Below are 15,891 nucleotides of genomic sequence, written 5' to 3' on the forward strand. Positions count from 1 at the left end.
CCGTGCAGGGGTGAACGGATAGCCTGTGCCGCTGTGGGAACCCGCCACCCACGAGGAGAGATCAGCGACGACGACCGTCCTGGTCGGAAGGGTCCGAAAGCCCTTGCCGCCGGGACCGGAGAATGCGAGATGGCGACGGAGCCGCGTTGGGACGACACACCGCCCGCGGAGGAGACGTACGAGCGTACGTTCTCCTTCGAGGGTGAGCTGCGCAACGTCACGGAGGCGCGGTGCGCCGCGGAGGACTTCCTCTGCGTCCTGGCCGGCAACGCCCCGCCGGGCGCGCACGAGTACTGGGACGACATCCTGCTGGTCGTCACCGAGCTGGCCGCCAACGTGATCCAGTACGCGCCCGGGCCGTTCGCCCTGCGGATGCGCCGCACCTTCGACGGGGTGCACGTCACGATGCGCGACACGAGCACGACCAAGCCGGAGCCGCGCCCCTTCCACCCCCGCACGGGCGGCGGCGGCATCGGCTGGCATCTGGTGCACACGCTGTGCACCCAGGTCAGCGTCGTCGTGCACGACCACGGCAAGGACATTCACGTCTTCCTGCCCTGGTGACGGCGCGGCGCCCCGGCGGATCCGACGCGTGTGCGACGTGTATCCGTGCGACAACCGGTTACTCCGTGCCGAGTGGGGGCATGCTGGTGCCCACGCGTTCGTCTGCTTGCCGCGCCCCGCTGGCAAAACGGCCGGGGTCACGGTGGGATCGACGTTGGTGCGCAGCGATCCGGGGCACGCGAACGGCGTCAAGTCGGACCGCCTGGAGCCGCAGAAAGGGATGAACACCGTGACACGACCCAGGATCCTGGTGGTTGGCGCAGGCTTCGCCGGAGTCGACTGCGTCCGCCGCCTGGAGCGGAAGCTGTCCCCGGACGAGGCCGACGTCACCCTGGTGACGCCCTACGCCTACCAGCTCTATCTGCCGCTGCTGCCCCAGGTCGCCTCCGGCGTGCTGACACCGCAGTCGATCGCCCTCTCGTTGCGCCGCAGCAAGAAGTACCGCACCCGGATCATCCCGGGCGGCGCCATCGGTGTGGACCTGAAGGCCAAGGTGTGCGTCATCCGCACGATCACCGACAAGATCGTCAACGAGCCGTACGACTACATCGTGCTGGCGCCGGGCAGTGTGACCCGCACCTTCGACATCCCCGGGCTGACCGAGCACGCCTTCGGGATGAAGACCCTCGCCGAGGCCGCGTACGTCCGTGACCACGTCATCTCGCAGCTCGACCTCGCCGACGCCAGCGACGACCCGGCCGAGCGGGCGGCCCGCCTGCAGTTCGTGGTCGTCGGCGGCGGCTACGCCGGCACGGAGACCGCGGCCTGTCTGCAACGGCTGACGCACGCCGCCGTGCAGCGCTACCCGCGGCTGGATCCCGGCCTGATCAAGTGGCACCTGATCGACATCGCGCCCAAGCTCATGCCGGAGCTGGGCGACAAGCTCGGCCGCAGCGCGCAGGAGATCCTCGGGCGGCGCGGCATCGACATCTCGCTCGGCGTGTCGATCGACAAGGCGGCCGCCGAGGAGGTCACGTTCACCGACGGCCGGGTGGTGCCGACGCACACGCTCATCTGGACGGCGGGCGTGGTCGCGAGCCCGCTGATCGCCACGCTCGGCGCTGAGACGATCAAGGGCCGGCTGGCGGTGACCGCCGAGATGTGCCTGCCGGGTTACGACGGGGTGTTCGCGCTCGGGGACGCGGCCGCCGTGCCCGACGAGGCCAAGGGTGTGCCGGGCGCGGTCTGCCCGCCCACCGCGCAGCACGCCATGCGGCAGGGCCGGAAGGTCGCCGACAACGTCATCGCGACCCTGCGCAACCAGCCGATGGCGCCCTACGTGCACAAGGACCTGGGCCTCGTCGTCGACCTCGGCGGCAAGGACGCGGTGTCCAAGCCGCTCGGCATCGAACTGCGGGGTCTGCCCGCCCAGGTGGTGGCCCGCGGCTACCACTGGGCGGCGCTGCGCACCAATGTCGCCAAGGCCCGCGTGATGACCAACTGGCTGCTGAACGCCGTGGCGGGTGACGATTTCGTCCGCACCGGCTTCCAGGCCCGCAAGCCGGCCCGGCTGAAGGACTTCGAGTTCACCGACTCGTACCTCACGCCGGAGCAGGTGCGGGCACGCGTGGAGGGCAAGGAGCTCGAGCAGTCGTGAGCCGGCGCTGACCGGTTCCGAGGCCGCCGACCCCTTCCACCGGGTCGGCGGTCCTCTGCCGTGCCGTCGTCCCACGGATCACGGTAACGCGCCGCCCGCCGTGACCCCGGCCGACGGCGGGCGGGCCGGGCGTTCGTGACATGCTGGGTCGTGGTTCGATCTTCGGCACGGGAAAGAGCACGGCGGCGTGAGGCAAGCGGTTCGGTCCGGGTGGGCACGTACATGGGACCGGCTCGCCGCGTCCGATCCGGGGCTGCTCAGACTCACCGCGGGGCTGCGCACGGTCGCCGCCATCGCCCTCACACTGGCCGTGCTCGGGCTGCTGCGGGTGCCGACGGCCCAGTTGGTCGCGGGCGCGATCGCGGCGATGGTCTCGACCTTCGCCATCCGGGAGAAGCAGCGCTCGGGCCAGGCGGTCACCCTCGCGCTCGGCCTGCCCGTGGCGCTCGCCTCGGTGTCGCTCGGCGCGCTGCTGAGCCAACGGGTCGTCGCGGGCGACCTGTTCTTCGTCGCCCTCATCTTCTGCGCCGTCTACAGCCGCCGTTTCGGCGACCGCGGTACGGCGCTGGGTCTGATCGGCTTCCAGGTCTACTTCCTCTCCCTGTTCGTGGGTGCCGCCCCGGCCACGCTGCCCGCGCTCTACGGCGTGCTCACGGTGGCGTTCGTGTGCAGTGCCGTCGTCCGCTTCGTCCTGCTGCCGGAGACCCCGACGGGCACCCTGGACCGGCTGCGGCGCGCCTTCCGCGCCCGGCTCGGCCAGCTGATCGCCAGTCAGGTCGAGCTGCTGGACGCGGGACCCGGCGACGTGGAGAAGGTCCTGGAGGACCTGCGCACCCGCACGGCCCGGCTGCACGAGACGGCGCTGATGATCCAGGGCCGGCTGGAGGACGGCACCGCCGACGAGGCGACGGCACGGCTGCTGCAGCGCCGGATCGCGGACGCGGAGATCGCCGCCGAGCGGATGGGGCTGCTGCTGCTCACCGCGCGCAGTGCCGAGCGGACAAACACCCTGACCCTGCACCTGCCCGGCGCTCCCCTGCCGACGGGCGGTGAGCTGCCGGTACGGGACGAGGCGACCGCCGTGCTGCGCCGGGACCTGGAGGCGCTGCGGCTGCTGGTGCTGCGGCCGCTGGGCGAGGCGTCGGGGACGGCGCTGGCGCAGGTGCGCAACCGGCTGCTGGGCTATCGCGAGGAGGAGAACCTGCCGAAGGCCGCCCCGGCCGTGCAGGACGTCTTCCGGGGCCTCGGTGAGGCGGCGCGTGCCGTGCTCGGCCTGCGGACGGCGCTGGAGGGGCCGCAGGACGAGTCGGACGACACGCCGGCGACGGCCCGCTCCCGGGAGGAGCTGGAGGCCGAGGACGCCGCGATCGAGAGCAGCGAGGAGGAGGAGCCGAAGGAGCCGGAGCCGGCCGGGCTCGGCCGGCCCACCACCCGGGCCGCCGTGCAGGTGGCGATCGGTTCGGCCCTGGCCATCGCGGGCGGTGAACTGCTGTCCAGCCAGCGCTGGTACTGGGCCGTGCTGACCTGCTGGATCGTGTTCATCAACACCGCCTCCACCGGGGAGATCCTGGTGAAGGGCTACCGGCGGCTGCTGGGCACGATGCTCGGCGTGGTGGCCGGCATCCTGCTGGCCGGGCTGGTGGGGCACCACACCTGGACGGCGTTCGGGCTGGTACTGCTGTTCGTCTTCGCGATGTTCTACACCGCACCGTTGTCGTACACGCTGATGTCGTTCTTCGTCACGGCGATGCTGGGACTGCTGTACACCCTGCTGAACACGTACACCACGGCGGTGCTGGTGCTACGGGTGGAGGAGACGGCGCTGGGCGCGGCCTGCGGGGTGTTCGCGGCGGCCCTGGTGCTGCCGATCCACACCGACCGCCGGACCAACGAGCTCCTCGTGACGGTTCTGGAGCGGCTCGGCGACGTCACCCGGGGCGCCGTGGAACAGTTGAGCGGCGGCACCGGCGCCGATCTGGTGGAGCGGGCCAGGGAGCTGGACCAGGCGCTGGCGGACCTGCGCGCGGCCACTCAGCCGCTGACGCATCCGATCACGCCGATGCGTGCCCGCCGGGCCACCGCACGGTACGTGGTGGCCCTGCTGGAGACGTGCGCCTACCACGCGCGTTCGCTCGCGGCCACGGCGGAGCTGCTGCCGACGCATCCGACGATCGCGGCTGACCCCCGGCTGCGCCAGGCCTGCGGGCGGATCATGCACAACATCGAGGCGATCGCCGGACACGTGGCGGATCCGCGGTCCGGGGCCCGGACGCGGACCGGCCCCAGCATCGCGTCGATGCTGGAGCCGGGAACCCTGCGCACCCCTCGCTACGGGCGGGTGACCGACCGGGTGCTGCGCCATCTGCAGCGGCTGGACGAGGCGGTGTCCGGTCTGGGCAGGCCGCTGGGCGTCAGCACGGCGGCGCAGCCGGCGACGTGACACCGCGACGGCGGGCGACGGGCTTCATGCGGGTCCGTCGCCGCCCCCGCGGCGGCCCATCGCCTCGTCGCGGACGCGTGCGCAGCTGCGGCTGATGAGCCGGGAGACGTGCATCTGGGAGATGCCCAGCTGGTCGGCGATCCGGCTCTGCGTCATGTCCTCGAAGAAGCGCATGTAGAGGATCGCCCGCTCGCGTTCGGGCAGCCGGCGCAGCCCCTCCTTGGCGGCCTCGCGGTCGACCACGACGTCGAAGGAGGTGTCGGACGCGCCCAGGGTGTCGGCGAGGCTGTAGCCGTCGTCCCCCGAGGAGAGTTCGGCGTCCAGGGAGAGGGTGCTGAAGCTCTCCAGCGCCTCCATGCCCGCGGCCACCTCCTCCTCCGTGAGTCCGGTGTGCGCGGCGACGGCGGCGGTCGTGGGTTCGGGGCTGCCCGGGTGCTGCGTCAGTTCCCGGCGGGCGACGCGCACCCGGTTGCGCAGCTCCTGTACGCGGCGCGGCACCCGCAGGGCCCACATCCGGTCGCGGAAGTGCCGCTTGACCTCTCCGGTGATGGTCGGCACGGCGTAACTCTCGAAGGCTCCCCGGGACGGGTCGAACCGATCGATCGCCTTCACCAGCCCGAGCGCCGCCACCTGGCGCAGGTCCTCGACGGACTCGCCGCGGTCGCGGAAGCGGCCGGCGATCCGGTGGGCCATGGGGAGCCAGGCGGTGACGAGTTCGTCGCGCGCCGCGTCCCGCTCGGGGCCCTCCTCCAGCTCCGCGAGCCGGGCGAACAGCTCCGCGGTGTCGGGGGCGTCGTCGTGGCTCCGCCGGGCGGGGGCCGCGGCGGTGGTGGCGGGCGTGCCGGAAAGGCTCGTCGACAGGTCGGTCAGCATGCGGATCGCTCCTGAACGGGTTTCAGGGCACGGACGGAACACGAGTTCCGGGTCTCGGCCCGAACGGTGGTGTCAGGGTTCGCCCCGGGTGACAACCACCTGGCCCGCCGGTAGGGGGCCCAGGCGGTCGTACTGCTCCCGCTGGGCGCGCGCCTCCGGTCCGAAGCACGAGATTCCGTCTGCCCCCCGGCCCTGGCGGCAAACGCCGGTGAGCGGAACTTCGCCGACCGCTTCAGCCGAGCGGTACGACGGCGGTGATGCGCTTGCCGCCGAAGGGCAGCTCGGCCACCCTGATGTCCCTGGCCAGCCGGCAGACGATGGGCCAGCCGCGGCCGTGCGGCAGGGACCGGCTGTGCTCGTCGGCGGTCGCGAGCGCCACGGGGACCTCGTCGCTGCCGTCGCTCACCGAGACCCGTACGCCGTGCGAGTCGACGTCCACGTCGAAACCGGTGATGCCGCCGCCGTGCAGGATGGCGTTGGTGGCGAGCTCCGAGGTGACCAGCAGGGCGTCCTCCATGGCCTCCGGGGCGCATCGCACGGACCGGGCCCGGCACCCTTCGGTGACCGCCCGCCGTACCGTGCTGCGGGCGTCCGCCGGCCGGCACGGCAGCGGCCGCGGTTCCCTGGGTACGGTGATGGAGCCGGCCCGGTGGTTGTCGCGCATCCCTTCCTCCTCGGACGCTCCCGTGAATGGCGTGGTCCCTCCCCTGTCGGCTGACCTCTGCGGGCGCGGTCAAACACGGTCGGTGCGGTTGTCATCACCCGGGCCGGGCCGGGTAGGCGGTGGTCATGACCGATGTCGTGGACGCGGACGAATTGTTGCGGCGTATCCAGCGAGGCCGCGAGCGTGCCGCCGATGAGGAACGTGCCTGGCGGGAGCGCGCGCAGAGCCTGACGGCCACCGATCCGGACGGCGCCCGGGAGGCGGCGGACCGGGCCCGGGCGTACGAGGCGGTGCAGCTGGTTCTGGCGGAGATCGTGAACCCGGGAGCGGCCCCGCCGACGATGGATGGGGTGAGGCAGGTCACATGAGGCGTGTCCGATTACCGGAAAGTACGCCAGATGGTTTATCGTTCATACATACGTGATGCCGGAGCGGACCGGAACCGTCCTTCCTCCCTCCTCGCGCGTCACCGCATACGGCCCTGGCTGGTCTCCCCCGTCCAGCCAGGGCTTTCTGCTGTCCACGGCGGGGCGGACGGACCGGGGCGGGCGTCCTTCGAGGTGCCCGGGGCGGCCGCAGCGGCTGAAATGGGCTTGAGGACCGCACCCCATCCGCCGCCGGCGAGGAGCCCCGCGCCATGACCAAAGCGATCAAACTGCTCACGGCCCTGCCCCAGCCCCAGCGCGAGCGCCTGATGGAGCTGGCCAAGGAGGTGTCCTTCGCGGAGGACAGCCGCATCTTCGAGGCGGGCGGTACGGCCGACCGGTTCTGGGTGATCCGCTCGGGCGCGGTCCACCTGGACCAGCAGGTCACCTCCCGGCAGCGGGTGACGGTGGCCTCGCTCGGCGCCGGCGACATGCTCGGCTGGTCCTGGCTGTTCCCGCCGTACGAGTGGGACTTCGGCGCGGTCGCCTTCAGCAACGTGCGGGCCTACGAGTTCGACGGCCCCTCGGTGCTGGCGCTGTGCGTGGAGGACCCGCTGCTCGGCCTCTCCGTGGTGCGCACGGTGGCCGAGATCCTCGCCCACCGCCTGGAGACCACCCGCGGCAAGCTGATGGACCAGTACACCTCACGCCGCCGCAGCGGACCCCTCTGAGCGGGGTCCGCCGTCCTCCTGGTGACATCCGCGGGACCGGCCGCCCCGGGACTTCCGGGGTTCTCGCCGGTTCCGCCCCGTCAGATCCGGTAGCGGCGCAGTGCGGGCATGGCGAAGGCCAGCGCCAGCATGGCGGCGACGACCAGGGCGCCGCCGCCCGCCACGGCGGCGCGGGGGCCGAAGACGGAACCCGCGGTGCCGTGCAGCACGTCGGCCAGGCGCGGACCGCCCGCGACGACGACCGTGAACACGCCCTGCATCCGGCCGCGCATCTCGTCGGTCGCGGCGGACAGCAGGATCGCCCCGCGGAACACCATCGAGACCATGTCGGCGACACCCGCGGCGGCGAGGAAGGCCAGGGCGAGCCACAGATCGCCGCTCAGACCGAACCCGGCGATGGCCACGCCCCAGCCGACCACCGCCCCGATGACCATCCAGCCGTGGCGGCGGGCCCGCGAGAACACCCCCGAGAACAGACCGCCGAGCACCGCGCCCACCGGGATGCCCGCGAACAGCACACCGAGCGCCAGACCTTCGCCGTAGGAGCCGTACGTCTGCGCGGCGAGCTCCGGGAACAGCGCCCTGGGCATGCCGAAGACCATGGCGACGATGTCGGCGAGGAAGGAGAGCAGCAGCACCTTGCGCAGGAGGAGGTAGCGGAACCCCTCCCCGATCTCGCGCAGCCCGGCCCGGCGCGCGGCGGGACCGCCGAGCGGCGGCAGCGCGGGCAGCCGGTACACGGCCCACAGCGTCGCGCAGAGCGCCAGGGCGTCGATCAGGTACAGCTCGGGCAGCCCGATGACGGGTATGAGGGCGCCGGCCAGCAGCGGGCCCGCCACCAGACCGGTCTGCATCACCGTGGAGCCGAGGGCGTTGGCGGCGGGCAGGTGCGCCGGCGGGACGAGACGGGCGACAGAGGCGCTGCGGGCCGGGGAGTTGAGACCGAAGAACGCCTGCTGCACGGCCAGGAGCACCATCAGGACGACGACCGAGTCCAGCCCCGTGAGGGCCTGCGCCCAGAACAGCAGGGAGGTCACCGCGATACCGCCGTTGGTGACCAGCAGCAGCTTGCGGCGGTCCACGGCGTCCGCGACGGCTCCGCCCCACAGCGCGAACGCCACCATGGGGACGAGGCCCGCGAGGCTCGCGTAGCCGACCCAGGCCGAGGAGTGCGTGATGTCGTAGATCTGCTTGGGCACGGCCACGGCGGTGAGCTGGCTGCCCACGGCGGTGACGATCGTCGACGACCACAGGCGCCGGAAGGCGGGGATGCGCAGGGGGCGGGTGTCCATCGCCCAGCGGCGCCAGCCGCGCCCCGGCGGGGCCTCGCTCGCCGACGCGCCGGTGTCGGTGCCGGTACTGCTCTCGCTCGTGTCCACTGATGTCCTGGTTGCTCGTTACACCTTTTCTCTTCGCGAGCCTAACCATCTCAGGAACCTCCGTGCACATCGACCCCGTCGTCTCAGGATCCGAGGACGAGCATGGCTCCCAGCGCCAGCATGGTCACCGCGACGAGGCCGTCCAGCACCCGCCAGGCTCCGGGCCGCGCCAGGAACCGGCCGAGCAGCCGGGCCCCGAAACCGAGCGCGGCGAACCAGCACAGGCTGGCGGCCGCGGCCCCGAGCCCGAAGGTCCAGCGCAGCGGGCCCCGGTCGGCGGCGAGGGAGCCGAGCAGGAACACGGTGTCCAGGTAGACGTGCGGGTTGAGCCAGGTCATCGCGAGGCAGGTGAGCACCGCCCGCCGGCGGGAACCGGCGGCCTCCCCATCGGTCCGCAGCCCGGTACCGGGCCTGAGCACCCGACGGGCGGCGAGGGCGCCGTAGCAGAGCAGGAAGACACCGCCGACGACGCCGACCGCCTTGAGCGCCCCGGGCCAGGCCACCACGACCGCCCCGACACCGCCGACGCCGAGCGCGATGAGCAGCGCGTCGGACAGCGCGCAGATGCCGACCACGGCGAGGACGGCGTCACGGCGCACCCCCTGGCGCAGGACGAAGGCGTTCTGGGCGCCGATGGCGACGATCAGGGAGAGGCCGGTGCCGAATCCGGCGACCGCGGCGGTCAGGGCGTTGCTCATGCGCCCGACGCTACGGACCGCGACTCGGCAAGTACAGCTAAAGATTTTTACGTATCCTTAGCCGGTGTGATGACGGAGCTTCCCCTGGAGCAGGTGCGGACCCTGCTCGCCGTGGTCGACGAGGGCACCTTCGACGCGGCGGCCGCGGCCCTGCACGTGACGCCGTCCGCCGTCAGCCAGCGGGTCAAGGCCCTGGAGCAGCGGACCGGCCGGGTCCTGCTCCAGCGCACGAAACCGGTGCGCCCCACGGAGTCGGGCGCGGTGCTGGTGCGGTTCGCCCGGCAGCTCGCCCGGCTGGAGCGGGACGCCCGGGGCGAGCTGGGGCTGAGCGGCGCCGGGGAGCCGACCCGGGTGTCCGTCGCGGTGAACGCCGACTCCCTGGCGACCTGGTTCCTGCCGGCGCTGCCCCGGCTCGCGGGGATCTGCTTCGAACTGCACCGGGAGGACGAGGACCACACGGCGGCCCTGCTGCGGGAGGGGCTGGTGATGGCGGCGGTGACCTCGTCGGCCGAGCCGGTCCCCGGCTGCACGGTGCGGCCGCTCGGCCGGATGCGCTATCTGCCGGTAGCGGCACCGGAGTTCACCCGCGACCGGCTCGACGGCCGGCCGCTGCGGGACGCCCTGTCCGAGGCTCCCGTCGTGGCCTTCGACCGCAAGGACGACTTCCAGGACGGCTTCGTACGCCGGCTCGGCGGGGTGTCCGCGGGGTCGTCACGGCATCTGGTGCCCACCTCCGAGGGCTTCGTGGCCGCGGTCGCCGCGGGACTCGGCTGGGGCATGGTCCCCGAGGCCCAGGCCGGCCCGCTGCTCGACGAGGGGCGGCTGGTCCTGCTCGATCCGCGGGAGTGGGTGGACGTCACGCTGAACTGGCAGCAGTGGCGGCTCGACTCCCCCGCGCTCGCGGCGCTCGCGGACGCGGTGGCGGAGACGGCGGCGCGGGCGCTGCGACGCTGACCTCCGTCCGACCGGGCTCCCTCGGGCGCGCCGCGGAGTACGGTGGTCGCGCGGCGGCCGGACGGCGGCATCCGCCCCGCATCGCTGCCCCGTTGCCCCGCCGGGCAACGGCTCCGGCGGCCCCGAAGCCTTGACGCTCCGGCCCTTCCCCGGCCCGCCGATCGCGGCCGGCTCCCCCGGATGTCGTGAGGTGCGCGGGTGACCGGATCGCGGTCCGCGCCCGATTCCCTGCCGGTCGCGTCGTTTCACACCGCCCCGACCGGTCACCCGAACCCGAGTACACACAACCGGACCACGAACCACCTCGATGCGAATCCAGGAGACTTCGATGGAGAACTGGCGCACCGACGCCGCGTGCCGTTACGAGGACCCCGATCTGTTCTTCCCCATCGGCACCACCGGACCCGCTCAGGTGCAGGCCCAGCAGGCGAAGGCGGTGTGCGGGCACTGCCCCGTCCGGGAGCAGTGCCTGGACTGGGCGCTGGACACGGGCCAGAGCATCGGCATCTGGGGCGGCACGACCGAGCTGGAACGCCGTGCGCTGCGCCGCCGCGCCCGCTCGCGGCCCCGTTCCGGGTGAACCCGCACCGCGGTGGGGGGTCGGCACGCCCGTGGGTGCCGGGCCCCCCTTCCGCTGTTGTGCCGATCCGGCGAGCCCCTGTCAGGACTCCTCCCGCGGCGGCCTCGTGGCCGGCAGCCGCAGGGTGAGGACCGCGCCCTCGCCGGGTTCGCCCCCCGCCTCGGCCGTACCGCCGTGGGCCGCCACCAGGTGACGGACGATAGGCAGGCCGAGGCCGCTGCCGCCGGTGCGGCGGCTGCGGGACTTCTCCGCCCGCCAGAACCGTTCGAAGACGTGCGGCAGATCCTCGGCGGCGATGCCGGGGCCGGTGTCGGTGACGGTGAGGACGACCTCGTCCCCGTCCCGGCGCGCGGCCAGTGCGACGGTGCCGTCGGCAGGGGTGTGGCGCAGCGCGTTGGAGACCAGGTTGCCGAGGGCCTGGCGCATCCGCACCGGGTCGGCGTCCAGCCAGGCGGCGGGGTCGGCCTCGGTGCGCAGGGTGACCCCGGCCGCGTCGAAGGCGACCCGGTGGACGGCGGCGACCTGGTCGAACAGGTCCCCGGCGCGCAGCGGTTCGCGGTGCAGGCGCAGGGTGCCGGCGTCGGCCGCGGCGAGGTCCTGCAGGTCGTCGATGATCCGCTGGAGGACCAGCGCCTCCTCGTGCAGCGAGTCCAGCAGGGCGGGTTCGGGCTCGACGACTCCGTCGCGGACGACCTCCAGCCACCCGCGGATGTTGGTGAGGGGGCTGCGCAACTCGTGCGCGATGTCGCTGACCATCGCCTTGCGCTGGGCTTCCAGGCGGGCGCGGCGCTCGGTCAGGTCGTTGAAGGCCTCGGCGAGGATGCCGGTCTCGTCCCGGGTGGTGACCGGTACCCGCACGTGCAGTTCGGGCGGGGCTCCGGCGGCCTCGGTCAGTGCGCGCAGGGGCCGTACCAGCCGTACGGCGACGACGGCCGTCACGGCGACGGTCACGGCGAGGACCAGACCGGCGGCGCCGACCACCTTGGCCTTGTTGGCCGGGGACATGTCGAACCGGGAGGGCGTCTGGTCGCCGATGCCGAGGAACAGCTCGGTCACCGAGGCCACGTACGGCTCCAGCTGGGTGCGGCGGGCGGCCAGGATGCAGTGCTGGGCCGTCCTCGCGACCTCGCCCTTCTTCAGGGCGGCGTACTTGGCGAGCAGGTATCCGCCGCCGTAGGGGTCCTTCCCGCCGGGGTCGAAGGTGAGGAAGAGGCGTCCGCCGAAGTCCAGCCCGGCCTGTCGCAGACAGGGCCGGGCGAGCTCCGAGAGGGTGCCGAGGGCCTTCTCCTCGGTCGGGGTGGGGATGTTCAGCTCCCCGTCCTCGCACTCCGTCGCGCCGTAGTCGGCCGGGTGGGTGCCGTCGCCGAGGATGACCACCGGCCGCCCGTTCGTCATGCGTTCGACGGTGGGCTGGAGTCCGTGGCGTGCGAAGCACCGCTCGCGCCGGGCGGCCAGTGCCTCCAGCTTCCGGCGTTCCTTCGCCGGCAGCCGGTAGGGGCCCACCACCCGGGGGTCGATGCCGCTGAGCTGGGCGCCGGACTCGGTGTAGGTGTCGGTGCGCAGCGGGTCGACGGTGGCGGCGGGCCGGGGCGGCAGCGGGGTGCCGCGCGGCGCGGAGTCGGCGACGAGGGTCCGGTCCGCGGTGGTGAGGGCGATCCGGCGTCCGGTCCTGGCGGCCAGGTCCCGCACGGTGTGCCGCACGCCCGCCCAGTCCGCGTGGGTGGCGGCGTACCCGCTGAGCTGCGCGAGGATGCTGTTGTCGGCGGCGAGGTCCTGGCCCTGCTCCTCCTTCAGCGCGCTGGTGGTGGTGGTCACCGCGAGCCAGGCGGTGGCGGCCACCGAGCAGACCGCGATCAGGGCGGAGACGAACAGCAGGCGTACGAGGAGCCGTTTGCGCAGCGGGATCCGGCGTCCGCGCCGGCCGTCCGGTGCCCGGCGCCTCACGGCCGGGTGCCGCTCAGCTTGTAGCCGACGCCGAACACGGTCAGCAGCCGGGAGGGTCTGCGCGGGTCGGCCTCGATCTTCCGGCGCAGGTTCATGATGTGCACGTCGACGGCCCGTTCGGTGGAGGCCCGGTCGAGGCCGCGCGTGCACTGCAGCAACTGCCGCCGGGTGAACACCCGGTCCGGTTCCCCGGCCATGGCCAGCAGGATCTGGAACTCGGCCGGTGTGCACTCCACCGCTACGCCGTCGCGCCGCACCTCGTGCCGTACCGGGTCGACGCTGATCCCGGCGGCCTGGACCACGGGGTCCTCGTCGCGGGTGGAGCCGCCCCGCCCGCCGCGCCTGAGGACCGTGCGGATGCGGGCCATCAGCTCGCGCGGGCTGTACGGCTTGGTCATGTAGTCGTCGGCGCCCAGTTCGAGGCCGAGCAGCACGTCGTCCTCCGCCGAGCGGGCGGTGAGCATCACCACCGGGACGTCCGGGTCCTCGCCGCCGCGCAGCACCCGGCAGACGGCGAAGCCGTCGACGACCGGCAGCATCAGATCGAGGACGACCAGGTCGGGTCTGAGGCGGCGGACGGCGTCGAGCGCCGCCGCGCCGTCGTGCACCACCGTGGCGGTGTGTCCCTCGGCCAGCAGGGAGCGGCGGATCAGTTCGGCCTGCTTCTCGTCGTCCTCGGCGACCAGTACATGTGCGCACACGAGTTCGGATCCTAGGCCGCTCAGCCGGCGAGCCAGTCGGCGTGCCCCATGACGACGACCGGGTGCCGGTGCGGGTCGAGGGTGCGCAGGAGTTCCTTCATGTGCGCCTTGGCGACGCTGACGCAGCCGTGCGTGGGCCCGCCGTGGTCGACGTGCAGCCAGACGCCGCCGCCGCGGGCCGGGCCGAGGGGGCGGGTCCAGTCGAGGGGCGAGGTGCCGCGCCTGCGGTTGTAGTCGATGGCGACGACGTAGTCGAAGGACCCGTCGAGCGGTTCGCCCTCGAATCCGGTGCCGGGCGAGTGGAATCCGCCGGAGTGGTGGTACGGCAGCCTGCTGCCGGGGTCCGCGAGCAGGCCGCCGGCGTCGGAGAGGGTGTAGACGCCGAGCGGGGAGCGCAGGTCGCCGGAGAGGTGGTGGGCGCTCCAGCCGCGCAGCGCGTTGTGGCCCGGCCAACGGGGGCCCGCCTGCCAGCCGGTGGCGGAGCGCTGGTGCAGGACGACCGTGCACAGCGGGGAGTTCCGGCCGCGTCCGGTGACTACGACGGCCTGCTCGCAGCGGTCCGGCAGCGCCGCCGACCGCTCGGGGCCGAGGCCGGGTATGCCCTGCGGGGCCCGCTCCGCCGTGATCTCGGGGACGGGGTGGCCGTGGGCGCCGGACGCCCGCCCGGCGTCCGGCGCTCGGTCGCCTCGGCTCCGGCGCCGCAGCCGGTGAGCAGCAGCGGGGAGGCGAGGAGTGCGACGGCGGTTCTGCGTTGGATCACGAGTCGACCTTGGCCGACAGTTGTGTGGAACCGGTCAGGTTTCAGGCGCCGGTCGGCTTGCCCTTCGTATAGAGCCAGGTGTGGAACAGACCGTCCAACGGCTTCCCCGACTTGTCCTCGGCAAGCCTCACGAACTGTGCGGTCGTGCCGTGTCCGCCGTCGTGCGCGGCCGTCCAGGCGCGCAGGATCCGGAAGAACGTCCGGTCGCCTACTGCGCGCCGCAGTTCGTGCAGGGTCATCGCGCCACGGGCGTAGACGGGGCTGCCGAAGAGGTTCCCGCCGTTGCCCGGGTTCCCGGGCGGGTAGGCCCACAGGTCGTCGCCCGCGGGGCGGGCGTAGAGGGCGTCGAACGTCTTCTGGGCACTGGGGCCGCCGTGTTGCTCGGCGTAGAGCCACTCGGCGTAGGTGGCGAAGCCCTCGTTGAGCCAGATGTCCTTCCAGGCGGTCAGGGACACCGAGTCCCCGAACCACTGGTGGGCGCTCTCGTGCACGAGGGTGCTCAGGTCGGGCGCGGAGTCGTAGAGGGGCCGGGTCTGGGTCTCCAGGGCGTAGCCGACGTCCGGGGCGTGGTCGACGATCGATCCGGCGGACCGGAAGGGATACGGCCCGAACAGCTTGCTCTCCCAGGCGAGGACGGACGGCAGCTTCTTCAGCACCGGTGCGGCCGCCCGGGCCTCGCGCGGGTCGACGGCGTTGTAGACCTGGACGCCGTCGGGGGTGGTGTACTTCTCGACCTTGAACGTGCCGACGGTGGCGGTCGCCAGGTAGGCCGCCATGGGGCGGGTCTCGCGCCAGCGGAAGGTGGTGCGTCCGTGCGCGGTGCTCTGTCCGAGCAGACGGCCGTTGGCGACGGCGGTGCGTCCCTTCGGCACGGTGATCGTGAAGTCGTACGACGACTTGTCCTTGGGGTGGTTGTTCGCCGGGAACCAGGTCATCGCGCCCTGCGGCTCGCCCGCGACGAACGCGCCGTCGTCGGTGGGGATCCAGCCGTCCGCCGAGTCGTCCGGGTCGGTGACCGGCTTCGGGGTGCCGTGGTAGGCGACGGTGACGCGGAAGGACCGGCCCGCGGGCAGTGCGTGGCGCGGGGTGACGACGAGTTCCTGACCGGAGCGGCGGAAGGATGCCGCGGTGCGCCCGACGGTGACCGAGGTGACCTTCAGACCCTTGAGGTCGAGGTCGAAGCGGGTGAGCCGCTGGGTGGCGCGGGCGGTGAGCACGGCCTTGCCGTCGAGCCGGCGGCCCCGGGTGTCGTAACGGAGCGTCAGGTCGTAGTGGCCGACGTGGTAGCCGCCGTTGCCGGCGAGCGGGAAGTACGGGTCGCCGGCGCCGGACGTTCCGGTGGTGCTCGCCGCGGCGGGCCCGGCCGCGGAGAGGAGTGCCGCTATCGCGACGGGAACGGTGGCGAGGACCGCCTCACGGCGGAGCACGGCGGTCCGGCGTCGGGCGGGCTGTCTGCTCGGTGGCGTCACGGGCGCTCCTGAATAGGGGGGTGGCTGATGATCGACCGGCCGCCAGACTAGGCGTGCCGGGGGCCTGGTTTCCCCCTTGTTCAGGTCAAGTCACGCCGCGTCGCCGCCCGGTGGGCCGGGCTGTGCGCAGTAGGCTCGCGGGACCGTCCGCGAGCCGAGGAAGGGCCCGACC

The 15,891-nt window shown here is 73.1% G+C and carries 14 protein-coding genes and 1 pseudogene; 7 read left to right on the forward strand and 8 right to left on the reverse strand.

What is annotated here, in order from left to right; translation table 11 throughout:
• Nucleotides 1–129: 129 nt before the first annotated feature.
• The 3 genes from N8I86_RS04230 to N8I86_RS04240 all read left to right on the forward strand — a co-directional run bounded on the left by N8I86_RS04230 (nucleotide 130) and on the right by N8I86_RS04240 (nucleotide 4,601).
• Nucleotides 130–564: an ATP-binding protein gene (locus N8I86_RS04230; protein ID WP_123438961.1), complete on the forward strand. Its 435-nt coding sequence runs from the start codon at nucleotides 130–132 to the stop codon at nucleotides 562–564.
• A 220-nt stretch (nucleotides 565–784) separates the two neighbouring features.
• Nucleotides 785–2,161, forward strand: coding sequence for an NAD(P)/FAD-dependent oxidoreductase (locus tag N8I86_RS04235; RefSeq protein WP_073894346.1), 1,377 nt, complete (start codon nucleotides 785–787; stop codon nucleotides 2,159–2,161).
• Between the two features lie 187 nt (nucleotides 2,162–2,348).
• Nucleotides 2,349–4,601, forward strand: coding sequence for an FUSC family protein (locus tag N8I86_RS04240; protein WP_263277132.1), 2,253 nt, complete (start codon nucleotides 2,349–2,351; stop codon nucleotides 4,599–4,601).
• A 24-nt stretch (nucleotides 4,602–4,625) separates the two neighbouring features.
• Here N8I86_RS04240 and N8I86_RS04245 read toward each other — a convergent pair whose 3' ends face one another.
• On the reverse strand, nucleotides 4,626–5,474 hold the full coding sequence (locus N8I86_RS04245; RefSeq protein ID WP_073894349.1) for a SigB/SigF/SigG family RNA polymerase sigma factor: 849 nt from the start codon (nucleotides 5,472–5,474) through the stop codon (nucleotides 4,626–4,628).
• A 232-nt stretch (nucleotides 5,475–5,706) separates the two neighbouring features.
• Complete coding sequence (locus N8I86_RS04250; protein WP_263277133.1) at nucleotides 5,707–6,138, reverse strand: ATP-binding protein; 432 nt, start codon at nucleotides 6,136–6,138, stop codon at nucleotides 5,707–5,709.
• A 125-nt stretch (nucleotides 6,139–6,263) separates the two neighbouring features.
• On the opposite strand from N8I86_RS04250, the gene N8I86_RS04255 reads away from it, so the two are divergent.
• Together N8I86_RS04255 and N8I86_RS04260 are read left to right on the forward strand one after the other, a co-directional pair.
• The gene (locus N8I86_RS04255) at nucleotides 6,264–6,506 is read left to right on the forward strand and encodes a hypothetical protein (protein WP_073895281.1); all 243 of its coding nucleotides are present in this window, start codon (nucleotides 6,264–6,266) and stop codon (nucleotides 6,504–6,506) included.
• 269 nt (nucleotides 6,507–6,775) lie between these two features.
• Entirely contained in the window at nucleotides 6,776–7,234 is a 459-nt protein-coding gene (locus N8I86_RS04260; protein ID WP_073894352.1) for a cyclic nucleotide-binding domain-containing protein, read from the forward strand.
• Nucleotides 7,235–7,314: 80 nt separating this feature from the next.
• Here the strand turns inward: N8I86_RS04260 and N8I86_RS04265 are convergent, their stop codons facing one another.
• Both N8I86_RS04265 and N8I86_RS04270 read right to left on the reverse strand, forming a co-directional pair.
• Entirely contained in the window at nucleotides 7,315–8,613 is a 1,299-nt protein-coding gene (locus N8I86_RS04265) for an MFS transporter (protein ID WP_263277134.1), read from the reverse strand.
• 83 nt (nucleotides 8,614–8,696) lie between these two features.
• Nucleotides 8,697–9,311: a LysE/ArgO family amino acid transporter gene (locus N8I86_RS04270; protein ID WP_073894356.1), complete on the reverse strand. Its 615-nt coding sequence runs from the start codon at nucleotides 9,309–9,311 to the stop codon at nucleotides 8,697–8,699.
• 66 nt (nucleotides 9,312–9,377) lie between these two features.
• Here N8I86_RS04270 and N8I86_RS04275 point away from each other — a divergent pair, with 66 nt between their 5' ends.
• Both N8I86_RS04275 and N8I86_RS04280 read left to right on the forward strand, forming a co-directional pair.
• Nucleotides 9,378–10,265, forward strand: a complete 888-nt coding sequence (locus tag N8I86_RS04275) for a LysR family transcriptional regulator ArgP (RefSeq protein WP_263277135.1) — start codon at nucleotides 9,378–9,380, stop codon at nucleotides 10,263–10,265.
• A gap of 328 nt (nucleotides 10,266–10,593) precedes the next feature.
• Nucleotides 10,594–10,845: a WhiB family transcriptional regulator gene (locus N8I86_RS04280; protein ID WP_073894359.1), complete on the forward strand. Its 252-nt coding sequence runs from the start codon at nucleotides 10,594–10,596 to the stop codon at nucleotides 10,843–10,845.
• Between the two features lie 81 nt (nucleotides 10,846–10,926).
• On the opposite strand, the gene N8I86_RS04285 is transcribed toward N8I86_RS04280, so the two are convergent.
• The 4 genes and pseudogenes from N8I86_RS04285 to N8I86_RS04300 all read right to left on the reverse strand — a co-directional run bounded on the left by N8I86_RS04285 (nucleotide 10,927) and on the right by N8I86_RS04300 (nucleotide 15,719).
• Nucleotides 10,927–12,789: a sensor histidine kinase gene (locus tag N8I86_RS04285; protein WP_263277136.1), complete on the reverse strand. Its 1,863-nt coding sequence runs from the start codon at nucleotides 12,787–12,789 to the stop codon at nucleotides 10,927–10,929.
• Entirely contained in the window at nucleotides 12,786–13,490 is a 705-nt protein-coding gene (locus N8I86_RS04290) for a response regulator transcription factor (RefSeq protein WP_263277137.1), read from the reverse strand. The genes N8I86_RS04285 and N8I86_RS04290 overlap by 4 nt, the downstream gene beginning before the upstream one ends.
• A gap of 20 nt (nucleotides 13,491–13,510) precedes the next feature.
• Nucleotides 13,511–14,250: pseudogene (locus N8I86_RS04295) on the reverse strand (L,D-transpeptidase family protein).
• A 41-nt stretch (nucleotides 14,251–14,291) separates the two neighbouring features.
• Nucleotides 14,292–15,719 (reverse strand): M1 family metallopeptidase, encoded by a 1,428-nt coding sequence (locus tag N8I86_RS04300; RefSeq protein WP_263277138.1) that lies wholly within the window; start codon nucleotides 15,717–15,719, stop codon nucleotides 14,292–14,294.
• Nucleotides 15,720–15,891 lie beyond the last annotated feature (172 nt).

Origin of the sequence: Streptomyces albidicamelliae (assembly GCF_025642175.1) — a bacterium.
Classification (GTDB): domain Bacteria; phylum Actinomycetota; class Actinomycetes; order Streptomycetales; family Streptomycetaceae; genus Streptomyces; species Streptomyces albidocamelliae.